This is a genomic window from Sporosarcina sp. ACRSM, from assembly GCF_022346545.1.
Classification (GTDB): domain Bacteria; phylum Bacillota; class Bacilli; order Bacillales_A; family Planococcaceae; genus Sporosarcina.
Map to the genome: position 1 here is coordinate 38,133 of NZ_JAKRNU010000005.1, position 21,700 is coordinate 59,832.

A 21,700-nucleotide genomic window follows, 5' to 3' on the forward strand; every position below is an offset into this window, starting at 1 on the left:
CATCCGGAACGACTTGGCTTTGCAGTCACCTTCCGGATGTTTTTTTATGCTTTTTCCATCGTATACGATTTGATTTCGTTCATGAAGGCTTCGCCGTAGCGCTCCAACTTCGACAAGCCGACTCCATTCACTTCCAGGAATTCCTCATCTGTTACAGGCATTCGTGCAGCCATATCCCGCAATGTTTTATCGGAAAAGACAACAAAAGGAGGAACACCGGCTTCTTGGGCCAAGTTCAGACGGAGTGCACGCAGTTGTTCAAATAACGGATCATCGTTTGTAATCTGTTTCGTCACAACGGACACTTTCCGATAGATTTTTACTTTCCCGGTTAAGACATCTTTGCCGCGTTCACTGACATAAATGATGGGAAACTGCCCGTTCTCAACAGAAAGGCAATTTTCGGAGATGATGAACTCGATGAAATCGGAAATTTCTTTTGTGTTACGTCCTTTCATCAGTCCGTAGGTCGTCAGTTTATCAAAACCGAATTCCAATACTTTTTTGTTTCTTGAACCTGTTAACACTTGTGCAATCATCGTTTTTCCGAATCTTTGCCCCATTCGGATGACACAAGAAAGCACTTTTTGAACGTCCACCGTCACATCGGAACTTTCCCTTGTATCTGTACAGTTGGCACATCTTCCGCAATCCGCTACATCTTTTTCACCAAAATACGTAATGATGAATTTCTGTAAACAAGTTTCCGTATGACAAAAATCGATCATGGACTGCAACTTTTCCAGTTCTGCTGGAATCCGGCTTTCATCTTGTGACTGATCGATTAGGAAACGTTGCGTGTGAACGTCCTGTGATGAAAATAATAGTGTACAATCGCTGTCAAGACCATCTCGTCCAGCACGACCAGCTTCTTGGTAATAGCTCTCCATATTTTTCGGCATCTGGTAGTGGATCACGTATCTGATATTACTTTTATCGATACCCATCCCAAAGGCGTTTGTAGCGACCATCACCGTTGCTTCGTCCATTAAGAAACGATCTTGTTCCGATTGCCGTTCAACATCCGACAAGCCCGCATGGTATTTGGCAACCGCTACCCCGCTTTTCCGTAACGTTTCATAGACGGAATCGACCGCTTTCCGTGTCGCTGCGTAAATAATACCCGCTTCCCCATCATTTTTCTTTACATATTCCTTCACGAATTTGTCCCGGTCTTGTCCTTTAATGACCGAAAAGGTAAGATTGGATCGTTCAAAACCGGTCATTACCGTATTCGTTTCAGTAATGTCAAGTTGGCGGCATATATCTTCCCGCACATCAGGCGTGGCGGTAGCAGTGAGTGCCAACACGATCGGTCGCTCGTCGAAAATCGAAATGATGCTACGAATATTTCGATAGCTCGGACGGAAGTCGTGTCCCCATTGTGAAATACAATGCGCTTCATCGATTGCGATCATTGGAACGTAAATCGAACGCAGCCGATTTGTAAATGCTGTGGAATCCAGTCGTTCCGGCGCAACATAGAGAAGGCGATATTCCCCCCGTTCCGCCCGGTCCATCGTATCCCGATATTCCTCCGTGGATAGTGAACTATTGATGAAGGCGGCAGCGATGCCTGCTTCGTGTAGGGCATCGACTTGGTCTTTCATCAGCGAAATGAGTGGGGAAATGACGAGCACAGTCCCTTCCATGACCAATGCCGGCACTTGATAACAGATGGACTTCCCTCCACCTGTCGGCATTACACATAGTGTATCTTTTCCGGACAGAACATTGCTAATCACCTTTTCCTGTCCCGTTCGAAACGAATCATATCCAAAATAATCGCGTAACACAGTTGTTGCTTTCGTTATCAATGTTTTAGATCCCCCTGTTACTTTCGAAATCATCCATTCGATTGATGCGGGAGATTATCCCATCCTCCTATTATAGAAGAAGAAAGGCCCTTCTTCAATCCGACAGGAAGCGTTATGCCTCTTCATGAAGAGAGAACGATTGGCAGGCGAATTTCGACAGTCGTTCCAACACCTTCTTGACTGGCAAATTGGATGGTTCCATTATGGCTCTCTATGATTTTATAACTGACCATTAAGCCAAGACCCGTTCCTTTCTCTTTCTGTGAATAGAACGGTTCTCCAAGTTTCTGAAGCCGCTCCATGGACATCCCGCTACCGGTATCTGCAATTGTAATTTTGACCATATTATCCGCTTCTACTACAGTCCGGATTTCGATAATTCCACCAGTAGGCATTGCTTCTATTGAATTTTTGATAATATTCATGAAAACCTGTTGAATTTGCTTCGACTCACAGCGTATGAAAGCGTCCTCACCATTTGGAAAAACTCTAATTTCTATATTGCGCAACATCGCTTCCTTCTCTAACAAAGAGACGGTCCGCTTGATCTTATTCTGAACCAATGCTATGGAAAACTCGGTTGAACTACTCGGTTTTGCAAGTTGTAGAAATTCCTCGATAATAGACTCGATCGTTTCGACTTCTTCAGTCATGATCGCTTTAAAAGACTTGTCATTTTTCAACTCGAGCAATTGGATGAAGCCTTTAATCGTTGTCAAAGGATTTCTGATCTGATGGGCAAGACTTGCCGCCAATTGCCCAACAACGTTTAACTTATCCCATTTTTGCAAAAGTTCATCATGCAATTTTTGATTCGTTATATCTTGGGTTATGGAAATATAGCGTAATACATTTCCTGCCTCATCCAGGATTGGCGTAATCGTTGTTCGCAGCCAACGAACCTCATCAGCTGTATCTAGTATCCGATATTCGACGTCTGTTTGTTCTTTGAACGCTCCTTTATAAAACCGAGCCAAGTCTGCTACGTCTTCCGCGTGACAATTCGCAACAAACATCCGATGATCGCGTAACACATCGGCGACCGGGATGCCAAGAAGACCTTCCATCGCCGGGCTGAGATAGAGAAACTTGTTTTCCTTTGCGTCATATTGACAAATTCCCACTTCCAAGTTATTCGTTATATCTTCGATTAACATCTGCTGTTCCGCCAAATGTTCAATTTCATATGTATTCATAAACCGCATCCCTCCTTCTTTTAAAATTATTAAAACTTTAAATACTATTTTATCATATTTTTCAAAAAGGGGATGATAATGTTGAAAATTCCCGTAATTTGGATGAATTTGCTTATCCATGAATTCGACTTTACGCATGAAAAAAAAGCACCGGATTTCGGTGCTTAAAAGAGATTATTATTGAAATAGTAAACGCTCTTCGTCACGGCTATGTATTTCATTAACGACCATCAATGCTTGGAAGCGCTGCAGTACAGCGGGGCTTAAATTTTCTTTTTCACGCAGTTCCTCAATATCTTTCACAATGATGCGAAGGAGATCATGATCTCTCGTCAATTGGGTAACAGCATCCTTCAATTCCGGTTGTTCCTCAACGATTTCCCCATAGAACCCTTCTTCCTCCGCATCCGCATGGCTGATAACACGTGTTTTCCAGTAATCGATCAGATCGTCCGCTGCCCGATTTGCAGATGTAAGATCCCCCTGCTGTAAAAACTCTAACATTCCTTCCGTTTTCCCGATCGCTCCCGATAATCCCCCTTCGTGAATCGCACGATGGGAATGTAGTTGTTTTAACGCTGGACCTGCCATTCCAATCACCCTTTCAACCTATTTGTTCCATTAAGGGTAACATAACCGTAAATGATTAGGAAAAGAAAAACATTAAGGGAGAAAGCTCGTGTCGATCAAGAAAAAAACTCGTATAGATGATTGGGTACTGTAATTAAATTGACAATTCAAATGATAAAAACTCAGAGCGTTGTCGTTCATGCTTGTCGAGGATAATCTGTGCCGGCTTTATACCCTGCTCACGCAGTACTTCAATGTTCTGCACGATGAATTCATCGCTTCCGACAACATAGAAAAGCCCATCCTTGTCTGCAGCAAGATTTTTCACTTCTTCATAGTAGTCTTTACGGTTATCGACGAACTGTGATGTGAACTTCTTGTCAGGTACGGATTTAAAAATATCAGTGAATAAGAAATCTTTTGACGAATCGATGTTCAAGGAATGAATTTGCTTGACGTTATCCGCACGTTCGAAATAATCAAGTACAAGCGGTCTGAAAGTTGCCAGGCCGACACCCGATGACAGCAGGTAAACATTTTTATCTTCTCTTTTAAGTGGCACATTCGAATGCGTTTTAAATAGGGCAACTTCATCACCGATTTCAAGATTTCTTAAAATTGCTTTAAACTCAGAGCACTGCTCTCTGATGCGTGTTGTGATACCGATTGAATTTTCATGCGGTAATGTGGAGATGGACATATGGCGTATCAGGCTTCGGTTCGGTTTCTCTCCGGCATTGAAACCTTCCAGTGCGAAGTGGGTGTGGGAACCTTCTTCCCATGTAAAGTCTTCCGGACAGTCCAGTAGATACGTTTTAACCTCAGGTGTTTCTTCAATGATCTTATTTATTTTAGTCCAGTATATTTGCATGTTTTATTCCCCTTACTCAATTAGTATGTAGCGTTACTATCTACTATACAATAAATGATAATTATTCTCAATTAAAAGGATTAATTATTTTTAGATGGTTCATATAACTTTATAAAAAGGAGCCGTCGCAGAAAGTCAATTTTCACTGACTTTCTGGACAGCCCCTAGCTGCCGGCTAGACATACCGGCGATGAACTTTGTTGCGATCATAGGAATAGACGACTTGCATATTTTCCACGCTCGTTTCTAAATGGACGATTCGACCCCATAACTGATAAATATAGGGAAGCACATTTTCCAAATACTGTAGATCAAGTTCTGTCCCTTCGTATTTATGCACTAAATACAATTCCCCGTTGCGTAAATAATCTCCATTTTCTACAACAATATATGGAAATCCACCATTCACCCGAATGGAGACAAGCTGATCCCGAACCAATTCATAATCTTTGGTAGAAATCTTATAGTCGCTTCCTTTTTTCTCGAATAAATAGAGATCTTCTTGCTCGGCCAACTCTTTCGTTAAATAATTGCGGATGAAGGAAATATCCGATTCGATTTCACGCACTTCAAAAATTTTCTCCCGGCCCGAATTCGGCTTGACGCCCAGTTTTCTCATTTCCTCATCCGGTTCGTTGTAGCGCCTTTCGATGTCTTCAAAAATTTTCACTCCGAGATAGTACGGATTAATCCGAGTTTTTGAAGGTTGCACCACATTGGCATTCAATGTGGCAAACTCGATCGTTTCATCCGAGGTTAAGTCCATTTCTCTCAGGATTCGTTGATGCCAATAAGATGCCCAGCCTTCATTCATAACCTTCGTTTCAAGTTGTGGCCAAAAATAGAGCATCTCTTCCCGCATCATTGTCAAGATATCCCTTTGCCATTCTTCAAGCTCCCGGCTATTTTCTAAAATGAAGAGCAGCAAGTCTTTCTCTTCTTCTGCAGGGAATTTCCCTGCTTTTTTCTTCGACTTTTTCGTTGCAGGTTCCTGCTGGTCCAAACTCCATAAATCATCATACGGAGTTTTTCGTACATAACTTTCCATTTCTTCATCCAACTCATCAATCGGTTGCTTCCGCTTAGTTAAAGTAGGATCGACATGTTCCTGAATCGCCAAAACCGCATCCAAGAACCGTTCGACCTCTTCCTTTCCGTGAACCATTTCATATTCTGCAATTCTTTCCGCTGTCGCGGTCATGCTTTCAACCATATCTTTACGTGTGTTGGAAAAACGGACATTATTTTTAAAGAAATCACAATGGGCCAGAACATGGGCAATGATCAGCTTATTTTGAATCAGGCTGTTCGTATCCAGTAAGAATGCATAACATGGATCCGAATTGATGACCAATTCGTATATTTGGCTTAGTCCAAGATCATATTGCAACTTCATTCGATGAAACTGTTTTCCGAAACTCCAATGCGTAAACCGTGTCGGCATACCATATGCCCCAAACGTATAAATAATATCCGCTGGACAGATTTCATAACGCATCGGATAAAAATCGAGTCCGAACCCTTTGGCAATGTCTGTAATCTCACCGATGGCCCGATGAAGCGCTTTATATTCCGTCAATCGAACCCCTCCGCATTTTTTTGGAAAAAGCTTTTGAGTGCGTGATACACATCTTTTTTCTCCTTCAAGATATATGGACGGAATTTCGGATGGTCAATCGTCTTGTAGGTGTTCATCAACGTGGAAAAGCGATTATACGCATTCACTTCTCCGTATCCGAACATATTCGAAACAGCCATGAGCTCGTTGACCAATTGAATGCATTTCGCATTGTCGGAAGACATGTTTTCCCCGTCCGAAAAATGAAAAGGATAAATATTATAACGGGATGGATGATACTTTTCCTTCACTAACTCCAATGCTTTGAGATATGCGGAGGAACAGATCGTTCCGCCACTTTCCCCTTTCGTAAAGAAGTCATCTTCTGTTACAACTTTCGCTTCGGTGTGATGTGCGATAAATTCTATTTCGACACTTTCATACTTCGAACGTAAAAATTTAGTCATCCAAAAGAAAAAACTTCTCGCAATAAATTTCTCGAAATTCCCCATGGAAGCACTCGTATCCATCATGGCGAGTACAATGGCTTTGGACTCCGGCTTTTGCACTTCGTTCCAAGTTTTAAAACGAAGATCATCATTATGAAATGGTGCAATTTCTGCCTTCCCTTTCATTGCATTCCTTTTGACGGCCGATAAAATCGTCCGTTTTTTATCAATATTGCCGATAAGACCTTTTTTTCGAATATCATTGAACTCAATTTTATCCGTTGTCGTCTCGGCATGATCCTTCCGTTCAAGATTCGGCAACTCCAGCTCTTTGAAGAGCGCTTCTTCTATTTCGGCAATGGAAACTTCCGCCTCAGTATAATCACGGCCAGGCTGATTTCCGGCTTGTTTCCCTTGCCCTTGCCCGGCCTTTTCCTGTCCTTTATCACTTGCCACGACATCCCCGACTTGACTATCTCCGTCCCCTTGCCCTACATGTTTGGACTTATCATAGTTATAACGGATTTTATATTCATCCAAGGAACGAATTGGAATTTTAATGACTTCTTGACCATTCGACATGATAATGCTTTCTTCACTAATAATGTCGGGCAAATTATTTTGAATGGCTTCCTTTACTTTATCCATATGCCGTTTCTGATCCTGATACCCTTTCCGATGGAGGGACCAGTTTTCCTGAGAAACGACAAACTGATTTTCCTGTTTTTCGCTCATTTTCACCCACACCTATCTATTATCTATCCGAAATTTTATAGTTCCAGTGTATTGAACAGCAACGATTTTTGAGAAAAAAACAAGACCAATGCATCATCAGTCTTGTTTTTCCCCTTCAACTTCACTATCGATTCAATAGACTTCCAACATAACGTAATAACTCATTGGCAGAGGTAGAATTATAGCCGTATTCGTCAATCAATCTCGCAACAACTTCATTGATTTTCTTCAGCTGCGATTCGTCCGGCGTTTGAGATGAAGTTGTAATTTTGACAACATCTTTTAAATCGGCAAATAATTTCTTTTGAATCGCTTCTCTTAGACGATCATGGGATCGATAGTCAAAACGCTTTCCTTTTCTCGCATAAGCGGAAATCCGTATAAGAATTTCTTCCCGGAACGCCTTTTTCGCATTTTCTGAAATCCCGATTTGTTCTTCGATCGAACGCATTAGCTTTTCGTCAGGATTCATCTCTTCACCGGTCAATGGATCTCTCAATCTGTTTTTATTGCAATACGCTTCCACATTATCCAAATAATTATTCATTAACGTGATGGCCGATTCTTCATACGAATAGACAAACGCTTTTTGGACTTCCTTCTTGGCAATCTCGTCGAATTCTCGTCTCGCAATGGCAATATAATTCATATACTTTTCCCTGTCTTCCTGGGAGATGGAAGCATGCTGATCCAATCCATCTTTCAAAGCACGTAGGACGTCAAGCGCATTGATGGAAGGTACTTCTTTACGAATGATGGCCGAAGATATCCGGTTGATGACATAACGCGGATCAATGCCATGCATGCCTTCATTCGGAAACTCTTTTTTCAATTCCTCCACATCGACTTGGTTAAACCCTTCCACATTTTCACCGTCATATAACCGCATTTTCTTGACGACATCCAAGCCTTGTTTTTTCGAATCTTCCAATCTCGTCAATACCGAGAAAATCGCGGCGACACGTAAAGCATGCGGTGCAATATGGACATGGGACATATCACTTTCCTTGATCATTTTTTCATAAATACGTTCTTCCTGGCTAACTTTCAAGTTATACGGAATCGGCATGACGATAATTCTCGAATGCAAAGCTTCGTTCTTTTTATTGGATATAAAAGTACGGTATTCCGTTTCATTCGTATGCGCGACAATCAGTTCATCTGCGCTGATCAATGCAAATCGTCCTGCTTTGAAGTTCCCTTCCTGCGTAAGGGATAAAAGATGCCATAGAAACTTTTCGTCCAGTTTTAACATTTCTTGGAATTCCATCATTCCTCGGTTTGCCTTATTCAATTCCCCATCAAATCGATACGCACGTGGATCTGATTCGGAACCAAATTCAGCAATCGTCGAAAAGTCGATGCTCCCTGTCAAATCCGCGATATCTTGTGATTTTGGATCAGATGGTGTAAACGTCCCAATTCCGACACGTTTATCTTCCGAGAAAAAGATCCGTTCCACTAATACATTTTCAATTTCCCCACCGTATTCTTTTTCCAGACGCATCGTATTCAAAGGGGATAAGCTGCCTTCGATTCGAATGCCATACGCTTCATAAAAGTCATGACGCAAATGTTGCGGAATCAGATGAAGAGGGTCCTCATGCATCGGACAACCTTTAATAGCGTAAACCGCCCCTTCATCTGTTCGGGAGTAGCTTTCAAGTCCTCTTTTCAACAAAGTTACAATGGTCGACTTACCGCCACTTACCGGTCCCATTAACAATAAAATCCGCTTTCGGACATCTAATCTCTTTGCAGCTGGATGAAAATATTCTTCCACTAACCGCTCAATCGCATCTTCCAACCCGAAAATTTCTTCTCCAAAAAACTGATAGAGGCGTTTTCCATCTCTTTCAATTAACCCCGAGCTTTTAATCATATTGTAAACACGCGAATGGGCTGTCTGGGCCACTTCTTTCCTTTTCTTTACAATGTCCAAATACTCCGCAAATGTACCTTCCCACTTCAACTTGTTTTCTTCTTCTCTAAAGCTTCTTACTTTGTCTAAGATATCCATTGAATTCCCTCCATTCAGGGCATGGTTTTATCTATAGTATGCGTGGAACAAGCTAATCATGACGGCTCTATGAAAACATAAGAAAAGCGCTATGTTCATAAACGAATGTTAATCGTCTTGAACGTAGCGCTTTTCATCATTTACTTTCAACAAGTCTATCATTCGGCGAACTGAATAAGTTCCCGACGATCAGCCCTGTAATGAAGGCAATCACACTGAGTACAAACGGTGTGCCGCTTTCTGGTATGCCGGGATAAACGATAAATAAAGATCCGATAACAAGACCAATCATCGCTGCAAATGTCGCGTATTTATAGTGCGACAGCAAATATTGAATCGTCTTGCCACTAATAAGCAATCCAACGACCATACCGGCACCAATGACGATGATGATTGGAAGATTGAAATTTGAAAGTGCCCCGATTACCGTTGAATAAACGCCAAGCACTAACAATAATAAGGACCCACTGATCCCAGGCAATAACATTGCCACGCTGCCTGTTAATCCCGCTAAAAAGAGCAGGATTGCGTTTCCGCCAGTCAAAGCAGTGATCGGTTTTTGACCATGTGGTAGCATCGACGCTGCAATGGCTAGTAAAATTCCTACGGCAAAAATGAGCAGGAAATGGGACCACTTGAAATTCTTTTTCACATTCGCTTGTTTCGCGATAAAAGGAAGGACGCCGATCATCAGTCCTAAGAAAAAATATTGTGTTGGAGCATGATAATTTTTCAATAAAAAATCCATCACTTTGCTGAATACAAGTAGCGTAACAGCAATGCCAATTGCTAACGGCACCAAAAAACCGATATGCTTTTTCCAGTCACGACTGAAAAAACCTCTGATTGCCGTTAACAACTCATCGTATATTCCTAAAATGTTGGCGATGGTTGCTCCGCCCGATCCAGGAATAAGATCGCTGATTCCCATGAAGAATCCGCGATATAAATTTCTCCACTGCATAAAACCTGTTCCTCCAATTTCAATTGAATGTTCTTAGTATACCATTTTACGAAGATGAAATGGAGGGTCTCTCTTCTTATTTCCCTTCCTATCCTTTGGATTTCCCCTTCATTTTCCAACTGTCTAAGACGGCTAAGGGATTGAAAAGTTCCTTTTTTGATATACTTGCCGCCTCGGCGTAATCGAGACGCTTTTAATGTAACAGTCCACCCCAGTTAGATGAAGTGAATTTAAAAAGTGCCGGCGTATTACTCGCTAGCACTTTCTTTAGCTTATAAGCCCATTTTCTTCGCAATGATTCCTTTCATGATTTCATTTGTCCCTGCGTAAATCGATGCGACCGGAATATCCCGATAACGCCTCGCAATCTTATAATCTTCCATATAACCATAGCCCCCATGTAACCGCATACATTCCGAAGAGATTTCATGGGCGGTTTCAGTTAGCCAATATTTAGCCATGGACACTTTTTTAACAATTTCCTTGCCTTGTATATGATCTTCGATGAGCGATTCGAGAAACGTTTTTCCAAGTTCCACTTTTGTCGCCATTTCTGCTAGTTTAAATTGGGTATTCTGGAAAGAGGAGACCGGCTTTCCGAATGCTTTACGGGATTTCACATAATTAATGGTCATTTCAAGCATATCCTCGGATGCAATTTGCGCACCTATAGCTACGACGAGTCGCTCCTGTTGAAGCTTTTCCATGAGATATGGAAAGCCTTGACCTTCTTCACCAAGCAAGTTTGCGATAGGAACACGACAGTCTTCAAAGTATAGCTCTGCTGTATCTTGCGCATGAAGACCGACTTTGTCCAAGTTTCGGCCTTTTGTGAATCCTGGCGTCCCTTCTTCCACCACAAGGAGACTGATTCCCCGATGCTTCGGTTCAGCACTTGGATCCGTTTTTACGACGACGACGAATAAGTTACCATTGACCCCATTCGTGATAAACGTCTTTTGCCCATTCACAATATAATGATCCCCATCACGAATGGCTGTTGTCTGCACATTCGCCAAATCGGAACCTGTATCCGGCTCAGTCATTGCAATCCCTGTAATATAGTCTGCAGAGGTGCAACCAGGCAGCCAACGTTCTAATTGTTCTGGAGAACCATAAGCTTCGATATAAGGAACGACAATATCATTATGCAAACTAATACCGACTAAACTTGTACCGACCCTTTCCAACTCTTCCGTAATAACGACGCTAAAGGTAAAATCAAGTTCAAGCCCCCCGTAATCTTCGCTCACTTGCGGACAAAGAAAACCTAACTCGCCGAGACCTTTCCAAAACGACTTTGGGATAATCCCTTCCCTCTCCCACTTCTTATAGTTCGGCACCGCTTCATTTTGCAAAAATTTTCGAAGCGTTTTTCGGAACATGAGATGTTCTTCCCCTTCAAACCTGTATCTCCCCACTAGCAAGCCCCTTTCTTTTCATTCATTACGCCTTAACGTAAATGTAATACATTTCCAATGATTCCCGGCATGCGAAACGTGACTTGGAAATGCGTGGCAGACCGCAGCCATCCGCGCTCTAAATCCTATCAAAGCACGTTTATCAAACTTAAGCAACTAACAAGTTACAATTGTTCAAAAATACAGCCACCACACTTGGCACAACAGCGTCCAGAAAACGGAAAATCATTTTCTCCCTCGAAGTTCTATGAAGTTAATGCTATAATAGCATCATATCAATGAAAGCGCTGCCAAAATTTATTGTCCATGAGAGGAAGTGATACATTATGGAGCTAGTTCTTCACCAAAAGCTGGAACAAAAACTATTAATGACCTTTGAGCTTAGGCAAGCAATTGAACTATTACAATATTCTACTTTTGAACTCGAACAATTTATCAGGGAACAGGAACTTGAAAATCCTTTGATCGAATTGAAGGAAAAGGATGGACAAAATCAATATGAAGAGCGTATCCAAAGGGTTTCTCCGACATCGGACTCTTCTGAATCCCTGATTGAAAAAACCCGATCATTTGAGGCCAATATGAGAGATGAATTATTTGCACAAGCAAAATTCATGTTCTCAGATGAGCATAAGCGCTTCTTGTTGAGCACACTTATTTATAACTTGGATGATAACGGCTATTTAAATCTGCCGGATGGAGATTTTATGATATCCCTAAACTTGACCGACCTTGACATAGAACGAGGAATCCATTTACTCCAACAGTTTGCACCGCTCGGTACAGGTGCACGGTCGTTGAAAGAATGCCTACTATTACAGCTGCAGTACAGCTATCCAGATGAAAAAGAGGCGGAATATTTAGTGGACCATCATTTGCAGTTATTAGCAGATCGCAAATGGAATGAGCTATCAGTTTTGATGAAAATACCATTAGCAGAAGTGAAAAGGTTGTCTGATTTAATTCGTTCGCTGAATCCTCGACCATGTACGTTCATGGCCGATTTTGCAACCGATTATTTGAACCCGGATATAATCGTTGAATACATAAACGATGAATTTACATTCCACTTGAATGATGGCAATTTGCCTTCCATCCACATCCATCAAGATTACTCGGGTTATTTGCGAGGAAAAAGTGATGTTGCCAACTATATGCACGAGCATTACAAAAGCTATCAATGGCTTCTGAACAGTATTGAACAGCGACGTAATACAATTATCTCCATTATGCACGTACTGCTCGAAAAACAGAAAAACTTCTTCTTGACGGGACTTCAAGCATTGGAGCCCCTCACTTTGAAAGATGTGGCGGATGAGATTGGCATGCATGAGTCTACCGTCAGTCGTGCGACGGCGAATAAAGTCATTCAAACACCATTAGGCTCCTTCAATCTTCGGTTGCTTTTTACATCGAAGCTGGAAACGACCGATGGAAACAGCATCTCCCAAACAACCGTCAAATCCTTGCTAAAAAGCTTTATCGATCAGGAAGACAAATTCAAGCCCCATTCCGATCAAAAAATTGCCGACTATTTGAAATCCGAAAAAGGAATCACCATTTCCAGACGGACGATCAGTAAGTATCGGGAAGAACTGAATATCCCTTCTTCAAGTCGAAGGAAAGAGATTCGCGTATAAGAACAAAAGCGTAGGGCGCCTGCCTATACGCCCGGAGTCTAGACGGTAACTAACTCCATTCCTACTTATCCACAATGCGAGATTTTATAATTTCCTAGATAATAACAAAAGCGCAGGGCGTCTGGCGCTCAGAGTCTAGACGAAAGCAAAAAACGTCAAGGTAGCAAACTAACTACCTTGACGTTTTATTCGTATTAATTGGATGCAAGCACTTCATTTTTACGACGTTCGATCGCTTCCAAGCGTGCATCGTACTCTTCGACCGTCAACTTATGCTCGACGAAGTAGCGATTGCGCGGATGTGTGCGACATTCGTCCGAACAGCTGCGCATATAGAAATGCTCATTTTCCTCAGAGCAGAGGATCTTCGCATTACATTCAGGGTTCGCACAGTTCACATAGCGCTCACATGGCGTTCCATCGAAATGATCACGACCAACGACCACATGCTCCACCTGGTTGATCGGTACAGCAATCCGCTCATCGAATACGTACATTTGTCCGTCCCAAAGCTGTCCTTTTGCGACAGGATCTTTCCCATACGTGGCAATACCGCCATGCAATTGGCCTACATCTTCAAAGCCTTCGCGTACGAGCCAGCCAGAGAACTTCTCACAGCGAATGCCTCCTGTACAATATGTCAGGATTTTCTTCCCTTCGAACATCTCCCGGTTCTCTTGAATCCATTCCGGCAAATCACGGAAGTTTTCAATGTCCGGACGAACTGCCCCCCGGAAATGTCCTAAATCGAACTCATAATCATTCCTTGCATCGATGATAATCGTATCCTCTTCCTGCATTTGCTTGAACCATTCTTCAGGGCTTAAGCGTTTTCCTGTCAATTCATTCGGATTGATATCTTCATCCAAACTTAAATTGACAATTTCTTTACGCGGACGCACATGCATTTTCTTAAACGCATGACCGTCTGCTTCATCGATTTTAAATACGATATCGCTGAAACGCTCATCACTTCTCAACAGTTCCATATAGGCATCTGTCTGCTCAATCGTACCGGAACATGTTCCGTTGATTCCTTCTGTTCCGACTAGGATACGACCTTTCAAACCGATTTCCTTACAAGCTGCCAAATGTTCCGCTGCGAACGTTTCTGGGTCTTCGACAGGTACATATTTATAGTACAGAAGAACCCGATAAGCATTTTTCTCCATTTTTCCAACCACCTTGTTTTTTATAATTGCATGTTATAGCCAACAACCGGATCGGATGATACATATGGTTTTGTCAACATACAAAAGCAATCCCGTATTCACAAAATCCGGGACCTTGACATTATAACACATGGCCGTTGTCGAAAAAAGGATTTTCCATGTCAAAATGGACGATGCAAATCGCTTGGCAGCATTTTTCATACACCTATAAATTATAGATTCGTAGTTTTTTCAAAGTTAGCAAACTAATATCTTCCGTTTTTTTGTCAATCCTTGGTTTGCTTTTCATTTTCATGTATACTAGTAGAATAGAATTACCGACTGAATTCGACATTATCTAACTAGATTTTTGAAACTATTTCTAGATTCGCCCGTCTAACTTTCTATAACTAAAAAAGGAGTATTCTGTATGAAAAGAACACATCGGAAACGTCGCTCTTTCTGGATCGACATGACATTTTCCATCGCTATCATCACTCTTACGGTAGCCGCTATCTATTTAATTTCACAGGCATCCAAAAAGGATACCGCGTCCTCGGGTGGAGCAGCTCCTACACCTATTACGATCGACACAATCGACTCAAACTATCCGGGCATTAAAATCATTATTGAGACATCAAATGATCCTTTTTCACCATTCGCGATTCAGTATCCACAAAGCAAACATAGCCATTTCAACGATGAAATTTCAACATACATAAAAAAAGCGAAGCAAGATTATTTGGTGAAAATGAATGACAAAAAACAGAAGGATAACGCTAAGACCGGGGAACTGAATATTTCTTTTGAAACGCTTCAATTCAATTCCAGCCATTATTCATTTGTTCTGCTAACCAATCGCTATAGCGGAGGCGAAAACGGATCAACTGAAATTCGTTCTTTTCACTTAAATCCGGAAACTGGAGAAGTAATTTCTATAGAAGATCTTTTCAATCATGATTTAACGAATTTGGAACAGATTGCGCCGCTTGTCCGTGACATCTTATACATGGATCCGGCATTGAACGGGATGCTCTCTTCGGAAGATGTAGAGCGGTATACTGAACCTAAATGGGAAAATTACCAGAACTTCGCGCTTACCGATGAATCTCTCATTTTTTATTTTGCTGAGAACACAGTGGCAGCCGACACTGCCGGACCACCAATTATCACTATTCCCCTTCAAGAGGGCAATGAGTGGCTAGCCGATGAATTCAAACTACTAGACACGACGACAGACCAAGTAGAAATGGATGATCCGGTGGACAACATCGACGGCAACAAGGAAAATGACCCTATTCCGGATAACACCGATCGTCAACCTGTACACAATCAAGACGACAGCGAAACAGACGGAACGGACATTGACCATACTGACGAAACAGATAACGTAACAGATGCCGACACTTCCACAGAGACAGTTGTGAAGAAAGTAGCCCTGACATTTGACGACGGTCCTGACCCGAAAGTGACGATGCAAATCCTTGATACTTTAAAGAAGTATGATGCAAAAGCAACATTCTTCATGCTTGGCAGCCGGGTCGAATATTACCCTGAAATCGCTAAACATGTAGCAGACGCAGGTCATGAATTAGGGAATCATACATGGACCCATCCTGATTTAACAAAAGCCGGTCTTGATAAAATCGACAAAGAGATTGAACGCACCTCTTCAATTATTGAGGAAGTGACCGGAATAAAATCGACTTCTTTCCGTCCGCCTTACGGTGCAGTGAATTCTACAGTACGTAGTCAAACGGATTTACCTGTTGTTTTATGGGATGTCGACACTCTCGATTGGAAACATAGAAATGCCGAACAACTCCTCGTTAACGTTCAAAATTCAGTGAAAGACGGTAGCATCATCCTTATGCATGATATCCATCAAGCGACGGCCGATGGGCTCGATGCCGTTCTCACATACTTACAAAGTGAAGGATTCACGTTTGTCACCGTATCAGAATTAGATTGAAACCAGACCTCCTGAACAAGTGCTAGCACTGTTCAGGAGGTCTTTTTCAAATCCTTCTTCATGGCTGTTTTGAGCTTCAAAAGAAAATTTCCCCAAAAATTCACCACGACTTTGTTATATACAAACTAACACAAATTTGTTATACTTCAATTAGAACAACGAGGAGGTGCCATGGTGCTTATTCATATTGAACCATCATCAAGTATCCCGATTTATACACAATTGACCCATCAGTTGATCATACTCATTGCTCAAGGGCAATTGAAAGCAGGTGATACATTGCCTTCTGTCAGGTCTTTGGCTTCAGACTTAGGCATGAATATGCATACCGTAAATAAGTCCTATCATGAGCTTGAAAAAAAAGGGCTCATTCAAATCGTTCCCAAATCAGGTGCAGTCATAAACCCAATTCCCCGTGACGGAATAGCTGAGGTGCATCGACTGCGAATTGTCGAAGAGTTAGAACCTATTATTGCTGAAGCGATTGCACTGGGGATGACTTCGGAAGGAATCGAAACGCTTACTTCTACCATCATTTCTACTTTGAAGGAGGAATCTTAAATGACTCTGACGATTTTCCTTGTCATGATTGCCTTTATTATCATCATGCAGGCTTCCATTCCGTTTTTACTGAAAAAAACGCTCGCTTTCGGTGTCACCATTCCCGAAGGTTATACCGATCATAAAACCGTCACTGCTTCCAAAAAAGCCTATTCGGCTATTTGTTTACTACTTGGTACAGTCGCTCTTTTGGGGTATGCAATCTGGGCCAATCAGCCAGTACTTTCCGAAGAACACATCGTTCTAATCGGATTGGGTATTCAGTTTGGAATCTTATTGATCAGCATGGTGCTTTACCTCTACTTCCATGCGAAAATAACCCGTTTGAAACGCTCGCAAAACTGGGGGTCAGACTTGAAGCAAGTGCGTATTGCTGATTTAGCTATCCGATCGAAAGATGAAATGCTACCGACTGCTCTATACGCCTTACCGATCGTGATCACCATCGGACTGATTGCCTATACGGCAACCCAATATGGGAATATGCCCGATCTGATCCCGACACATTGGGGCCCGAACGGTCAACCCGATGCATTTAGTGAAAAGACGCCCTTTTCGGTTGTCGCCCTCTTACTTATCTTGCTTGTCATGCAAGGGATGATGCTCGGTATCCATGCGCTGACCAAACAATCCGGCATTAAACTAAATGCCGCGAAAAGCAAAACTTCGCAAATCCAGCAACTGTCATTCCGGAAGTATACAAGTTGGTTTCTGTTTATGACCAGTTTTTTGATCACAATTCTATTCGGTTTTTTACAACTTGTCACGATCCATGAAGGGCTTGGCAATGAGGTCATCATGCTCGCCTTCCCACTCGGCTTTTTGTTTGTCATACTGATTGCAACTGCAGTTTACGCCTTTAAAGTCGGGCAGGGCGGCTCAAGGATTGACGTCCTAGTGGAAGACGAATCCGCTCCAGGGATTACCGATGTTGACGACGATCAATACTGGAAAGCCGGTGTCTTTTATGTCAATAAAAATGATCCTTCCATTTTTGTTGAAAAGAGATTCGGGGTCGGCTGGACGATCAATTTCGGAAACCCAATCGGCTATCTTATCCTCTTCGGTCCAATTTTACTCATAATCGCCATTAGTTTACTTCTATAATTGGTAAAACACGAATAAGGCTTACCAAAAAGGGATGCTCATTGATCGATGAGCATCCCTTTTTTCTTATTTGTATAGGAACGATTAACTGAATATGCTTGTACTATGAAGTGGCTGTAGTCTTGCTTTCGGGTCGACGTAAGCTTTTGCGTGGTTCACGGCAATTGGCGCTTCTCCAAGTCCGACAGCAATCAGTTTTACTTTTCCATCATAATTCGTAATATCCCCTGCTGCGTAAATTCCTTCAATATTCGTCTCCATACGGGAATTGACCAAGACGGAGTTTTTGTCCATTTCAAGTCCCCATTCCTTCAGCGGTCCAAGCGAAGAGATATTGCCGTAGTTGACGATTAAATGATCGATTGGCATATGTTGCTCGGTACCATCTTTTTCAGCAAGGAGTATTCCGCTTACGTTTCCATTTTCCCCTTCAATCGCTTTGATTGCACGGGAAGTTAACACGTTCACTTTCGATTCCATCAGTTGATTGACACTTGTTTCGTGGGCTGTGAAACGCTCACGGCGATGGACTAACGTCACTGTTGAAGCGATGTCTTCCAGCATAAGCGCCCAGTCAACCGCTGAATCGCCTCCTCCACATACGAGCACTTCTTTATCTTTAAAGAGGGATAAATCTTTGATGCCGTAGTGCAACGTCTTCCCTTCAAACTCCACTTCTTCCTTCAAACCGATTTTACGGGGCTGGAATGCACCGATTCCCGCTGTCAATAATATCGTACGTGTCAAATGCACGCCTTTATCCGTTTGAAGGACAAAATGATCGCCATCACGCGTTGCTGATAGCGCCGTCTCCCCTAGCAGGATTTCCGGCTTTGCATAATGGGCTTGTGTCACTAAATTTGCAACAAAGTCCTTTGCAAGGATTTTAGGGAAACCACCCACATCATAAATATATTTATCTGGATACAACTCAATGAGCTGGCCCCCAAGCTGAGGCAAGCTATCGATGATTTTAACGGACATCTCCCGCATTCCTGCGTAAAATGAAGCGAAAAGCCCTGTCGGACCTCCCCCGATTATTGTAATATCGACGATTTCTTTATCCATATATAAACACTCCAATTAGAATAGTCTTGGATGAAAATTCATTCTTTCCGATCCACTCATCTCATTATCTAACAAATTGCAATAAAACTCACTTAATGTGTTTTGGTATTCGCCATTTTTTTTTAACGGACACAACTTTTACACATTAACCTTCTGCATGCGTTTTACAAAACGCCAAAACAATTTCTTTTTCGTCGTCTTCCATTTCAAAATCGAGGGGCTTTTCCGTCGATCGTTCGAAGAAATGATAAGTGGCAATCCATTCTTTCTCACCTTCCACTGCAAAAATGACCCGCAGTCCCGTTCCTCCTTCCGCATATAACTCATCCTCTTCATCCACTGTAAAATAGAGTCGAAATTCATATCGATCTCCACTTATGATTCCTGTCGGATCAACCATTTGTTCAACAATGTATTCATTTATTTCCATAATTGCTCAGCCTCTCATGTACATTCATTGGATTTGGGCGATGAAATCACCACTCTCCATACTACATCATTCTCAAGTGAAAAGGGTAAATTTCAAAATATTCCCCTGAAAATCCGGGTTTCATAAATTTTTTTTGCAATCTCTTCGAACTTCATGAACAATAGAGACTGTAAAAGTTTTTGTCACTAATCATTTTGGGGGGATTCGCATGCTTACATTTGAAGATTATCAATACACTAGACCTGATATGAACAAACTGAAAGAAGAGTTTGACGTTCTGTTGCAAAGTTTCCGTTCTGCCACTTCATCAGAACAGCAAAACGAGATTATGCAAAAAGTCAATGCCATCAGTAATGATTACTCAACGCAGGCCAACCTTGTCTATATTCGAGCATCCATCGATACAAACGATGCATTTTATCAACAAGAGCGCGATTATTTCGATGAAATTGGTCCTGAATACCAGGAGCTGGAAACCGCTTACTATAAAGAGTTGGTAGCCACCCCTTTCCGCTCCGAACTCGAGGAGAAATGGGGGTCGCAGCTGTTTGCACTGGCCGATAATGCCATTAAGTCTTTTTCACCGAAAATCATCGGCCTATTACAAAAAGAAAACAAGCTGACTTCCGATTATTCTAAACTGATCGCGTCCGCACAAATCGAATTTGACGGAAAAACGTTGACGCTCGCCCAAATGGGACCTTATGCAGAATCGCCAAACCGGGCTGTCAGAAAAGCGGCAATGGAAGCTTCTTATCAGTTCTATGCTCATAACGGGGAGAAATTAGATGCCATCTATGATGGTCTCGTTAAACTGCGGCATGAAATGGCGACAACCCTCGGCTTTCAAAACTTTGTCGAACTTGGCTATGTACGCATGAACCGCATCGACTATGATGCCGACATGGTCAAAAAATTTCGGGAGCAAGTGCGGGAACATATTGTACCGCTGACAAATCGGCTGTACAAACGCCAGGCAGAGCGTATCCAAGTGGATACATTGAAATTTTATGACCAATCCCTTAATTTCTTGACAGGCAATGCAACTCCACAAGGTTCCCCTGAATGGATCATCGAGAACGGGAAAAAAATGTATGCGGAACTGTCACCCGAAACAGATGAATTTTTCAAGTATATGACCGATAAGAACCTATTGGATGTCGAAGCGAAGCAAGGAAAAGAAGCGGGAGGGTACTGCACTTATATCGATAACTATGAATCACCTTTCATTTTCTCCAATTTCAATGGAACTTCAGGTGATATCGATGTCTTGACACATGAAGCCGGGCACGCCTTCCAAGTCTATTCAAGCCGGCATATCGGCATTCCGGAATATATGTGGCCAACCTATGAAGGTGCAGAAATCCATTCGATGAGTATGGAATTTTTCACATGGCCTTGGATGGAACTGTTTTTCAAAGAACAGACCGACAAATACAAATTCGCGCATTTAAGCGAAGCCCTGCTCTTTTTGCCTTATGGAGTCGCAGTGGACGAATTTCAGCATGTCGTCTATGAAAAACCGGAAATGACACCTAAAGAACGAAAAGCCGCTTGGAAACAAATTGAACAGACGTATTTGCCGATGCGTGATTATGATGGGATTGAATTTCTAGAATCGGGCGGCGTGTGGCAACGTCAAGCTCATATTTACACTAGTCCGTTCTATTACATCGATTACACACTTGCACAAATTTGTGCTTTCCAATTTTGGAAGCGGTCCCGTGAAAACCACGATGCGGCCTGGAAAGACTATTTACATCTTTGTACACTAGGCGGATCCAAATCGTTTACTAAACTAGTTGCAGAAGCGAACTTATTATCGCCTTTCGAAGACGGTTGTGTGGAGTCTGTCATCGGTACAATCGAGGCTTGGCTCGATTCGGTTGACGATAAATCTTTATAAAGTGAAACTTCAATCAGTGGGGGTTTTCCTCATCCCCCACTGATTGAGGGGAGCACAAGCTAAAAGCGTCACGTCCTGTGACAACGCTTGTGTGACCAACATCGTGTTGGCCCGAACCAATCGGGCTTTTATCTTCCTTTAATGGATGCCCAAACTACCCGCTGTAGGAAGGCGACTTAAGTTCGCGGCGTCCTGTAAGTGCCTTAATTTCTGCAAAAAGCGCAGAAATTAAGGCAAATCGAACCCTTCGCTGTCCGATTGGCA

General features: G+C 42.3%; 17 protein-coding genes. 5 read left to right on the forward strand and 12 right to left on the reverse strand.

Features of this window, described 5'->3' with window-relative positions; translation table 11 throughout:
• Positions 1-44: 44 nt before the first annotated feature.
• The 9 genes from recQ to MHZ95_RS09240 all read right to left on the reverse strand — a co-directional run bounded on the left by recQ (position 45) and on the right by MHZ95_RS09240 (position 11,601).
• Positions 45-1,817 (reverse strand): DNA helicase RecQ, encoded by a 1,773-nt coding sequence (gene recQ / locus MHZ95_RS09200; protein ID WP_239390328.1) that lies wholly within the window; start codon positions 1,815-1,817, stop codon positions 45-47.
• A gap of 122 nt (positions 1,818-1,939) precedes the next feature.
• The gene (locus MHZ95_RS09205) at positions 1,940-3,013 is read right to left on the reverse strand and encodes an ATP-binding protein (protein ID WP_239390329.1); all 1,074 of its coding nucleotides are present in this window, start codon (positions 3,011-3,013) and stop codon (positions 1,940-1,942) included.
• A 177-nt stretch (positions 3,014-3,190) separates the two neighbouring features.
• Entirely contained in the window at positions 3,191-3,604 is a 414-nt protein-coding gene (locus MHZ95_RS09210; RefSeq protein ID WP_239390330.1) for a hemerythrin domain-containing protein, read from the reverse strand.
• 133 nt (positions 3,605-3,737) lie between these two features.
• Positions 3,738-4,454, reverse strand: coding sequence for a ferredoxin reductase domain-containing protein (locus MHZ95_RS09215; RefSeq protein WP_239390331.1), 717 nt, complete (start codon positions 4,452-4,454; stop codon positions 3,738-3,740).
• A 175-nt stretch (positions 4,455-4,629) separates the two neighbouring features.
• The gene (locus MHZ95_RS09220) at positions 4,630-6,033 is read right to left on the reverse strand and encodes a SpoVR family protein (RefSeq protein WP_239390332.1); all 1,404 of its coding nucleotides are present in this window, start codon (positions 6,031-6,033) and stop codon (positions 4,630-4,632) included.
• Positions 6,030-7,196, reverse strand: a complete 1,167-nt coding sequence (yhbH, locus tag MHZ95_RS09225; RefSeq protein WP_239390333.1) for a sporulation protein YhbH — start codon at positions 7,194-7,196, stop codon at positions 6,030-6,032. The genes MHZ95_RS09220 and yhbH overlap by 4 nt, the downstream gene beginning before the upstream one ends.
• Positions 7,197-7,320: 124 nt before the next feature.
• Positions 7,321-9,216 (reverse strand): PrkA family serine protein kinase, encoded by a 1,896-nt coding sequence (locus tag MHZ95_RS09230; protein WP_239390334.1) that lies wholly within the window; start codon positions 9,214-9,216, stop codon positions 7,321-7,323.
• Between the two features lie 136 nt (positions 9,217-9,352).
• The gene (locus tag MHZ95_RS09235) at positions 9,353-10,180 is read right to left on the reverse strand and encodes a DUF368 domain-containing protein (protein ID WP_239390335.1); all 828 of its coding nucleotides are present in this window, start codon (positions 10,178-10,180) and stop codon (positions 9,353-9,355) included.
• Positions 10,181-10,452: 272 nt separating this feature from the next.
• On the reverse strand, positions 10,453-11,601 hold the full coding sequence (locus tag MHZ95_RS09240; RefSeq protein ID WP_239390336.1) for an acyl-CoA dehydrogenase family protein: 1,149 nt from the start codon (positions 11,599-11,601) through the stop codon (positions 10,453-10,455).
• 326 nt (positions 11,602-11,927) lie between these two features.
• Between MHZ95_RS09240 and rpoN the strand changes: the two genes are divergently transcribed.
• Positions 11,928-13,241, forward strand: a complete 1,314-nt coding sequence (gene rpoN, locus MHZ95_RS09245) for an RNA polymerase factor sigma-54 (RefSeq protein ID WP_239390337.1) — start codon at positions 11,928-11,930, stop codon at positions 13,239-13,241.
• Positions 13,242-13,435: 194 nt separating this feature from the next.
• Here rpoN and trhO read toward each other — a convergent pair whose 3' ends face one another.
• On the reverse strand, positions 13,436-14,413 hold the full coding sequence (trhO, locus tag MHZ95_RS09250; protein ID WP_239390338.1) for an oxygen-dependent tRNA uridine(34) hydroxylase TrhO: 978 nt from the start codon (positions 14,411-14,413) through the stop codon (positions 13,436-13,438).
• Between the two features lie 409 nt (positions 14,414-14,822).
• Here trhO and MHZ95_RS09255 point away from each other — a divergent pair, with 409 nt between their 5' ends.
• From MHZ95_RS09255 to MHZ95_RS09265, 3 genes are all read left to right on the forward strand, one after another.
• Complete coding sequence (locus tag MHZ95_RS09255) at positions 14,823-16,364, forward strand: polysaccharide deacetylase family protein (RefSeq protein WP_239390339.1); 1,542 nt, start codon at positions 14,823-14,825, stop codon at positions 16,362-16,364.
• Between the two features lie 174 nt (positions 16,365-16,538).
• The gene (locus MHZ95_RS09260) at positions 16,539-16,925 is read left to right on the forward strand and encodes a GntR family transcriptional regulator (protein WP_239390340.1); all 387 of its coding nucleotides are present in this window, start codon (positions 16,539-16,541) and stop codon (positions 16,923-16,925) included.
• The gene (locus MHZ95_RS09265; protein ID WP_239390341.1) at positions 16,926-18,032 is read left to right on the forward strand and encodes a DUF1648 domain-containing protein; all 1,107 of its coding nucleotides are present in this window, start codon (positions 16,926-16,928) and stop codon (positions 18,030-18,032) included.
• Positions 18,033-18,116: 84 nt separating this feature from the next.
• Here MHZ95_RS09265 and MHZ95_RS09270 read toward each other — a convergent pair whose 3' ends face one another.
• Both MHZ95_RS09270 and MHZ95_RS09275 read right to left on the reverse strand, forming a co-directional pair.
• Entirely contained in the window at positions 18,117-19,100 is a 984-nt protein-coding gene (locus MHZ95_RS09270) for an NAD(P)/FAD-dependent oxidoreductase (protein WP_239390342.1), read from the reverse strand.
• Between the two features lie 145 nt (positions 19,101-19,245).
• Positions 19,246-19,530, reverse strand: a complete 285-nt coding sequence (locus tag MHZ95_RS09275) for a DUF6509 family protein (RefSeq protein WP_239390343.1) — start codon at positions 19,528-19,530, stop codon at positions 19,246-19,248.
• A gap of 208 nt (positions 19,531-19,738) precedes the next feature.
• Between MHZ95_RS09275 and MHZ95_RS09280 the strand changes: the two genes are divergently transcribed.
• Positions 19,739-21,436, forward strand: coding sequence for a M3 family oligoendopeptidase (locus tag MHZ95_RS09280; protein ID WP_239390344.1), 1,698 nt, complete (start codon positions 19,739-19,741; stop codon positions 21,434-21,436).
• The last annotated feature ends 264 nt before the right edge of the window (positions 21,437-21,700 follow it).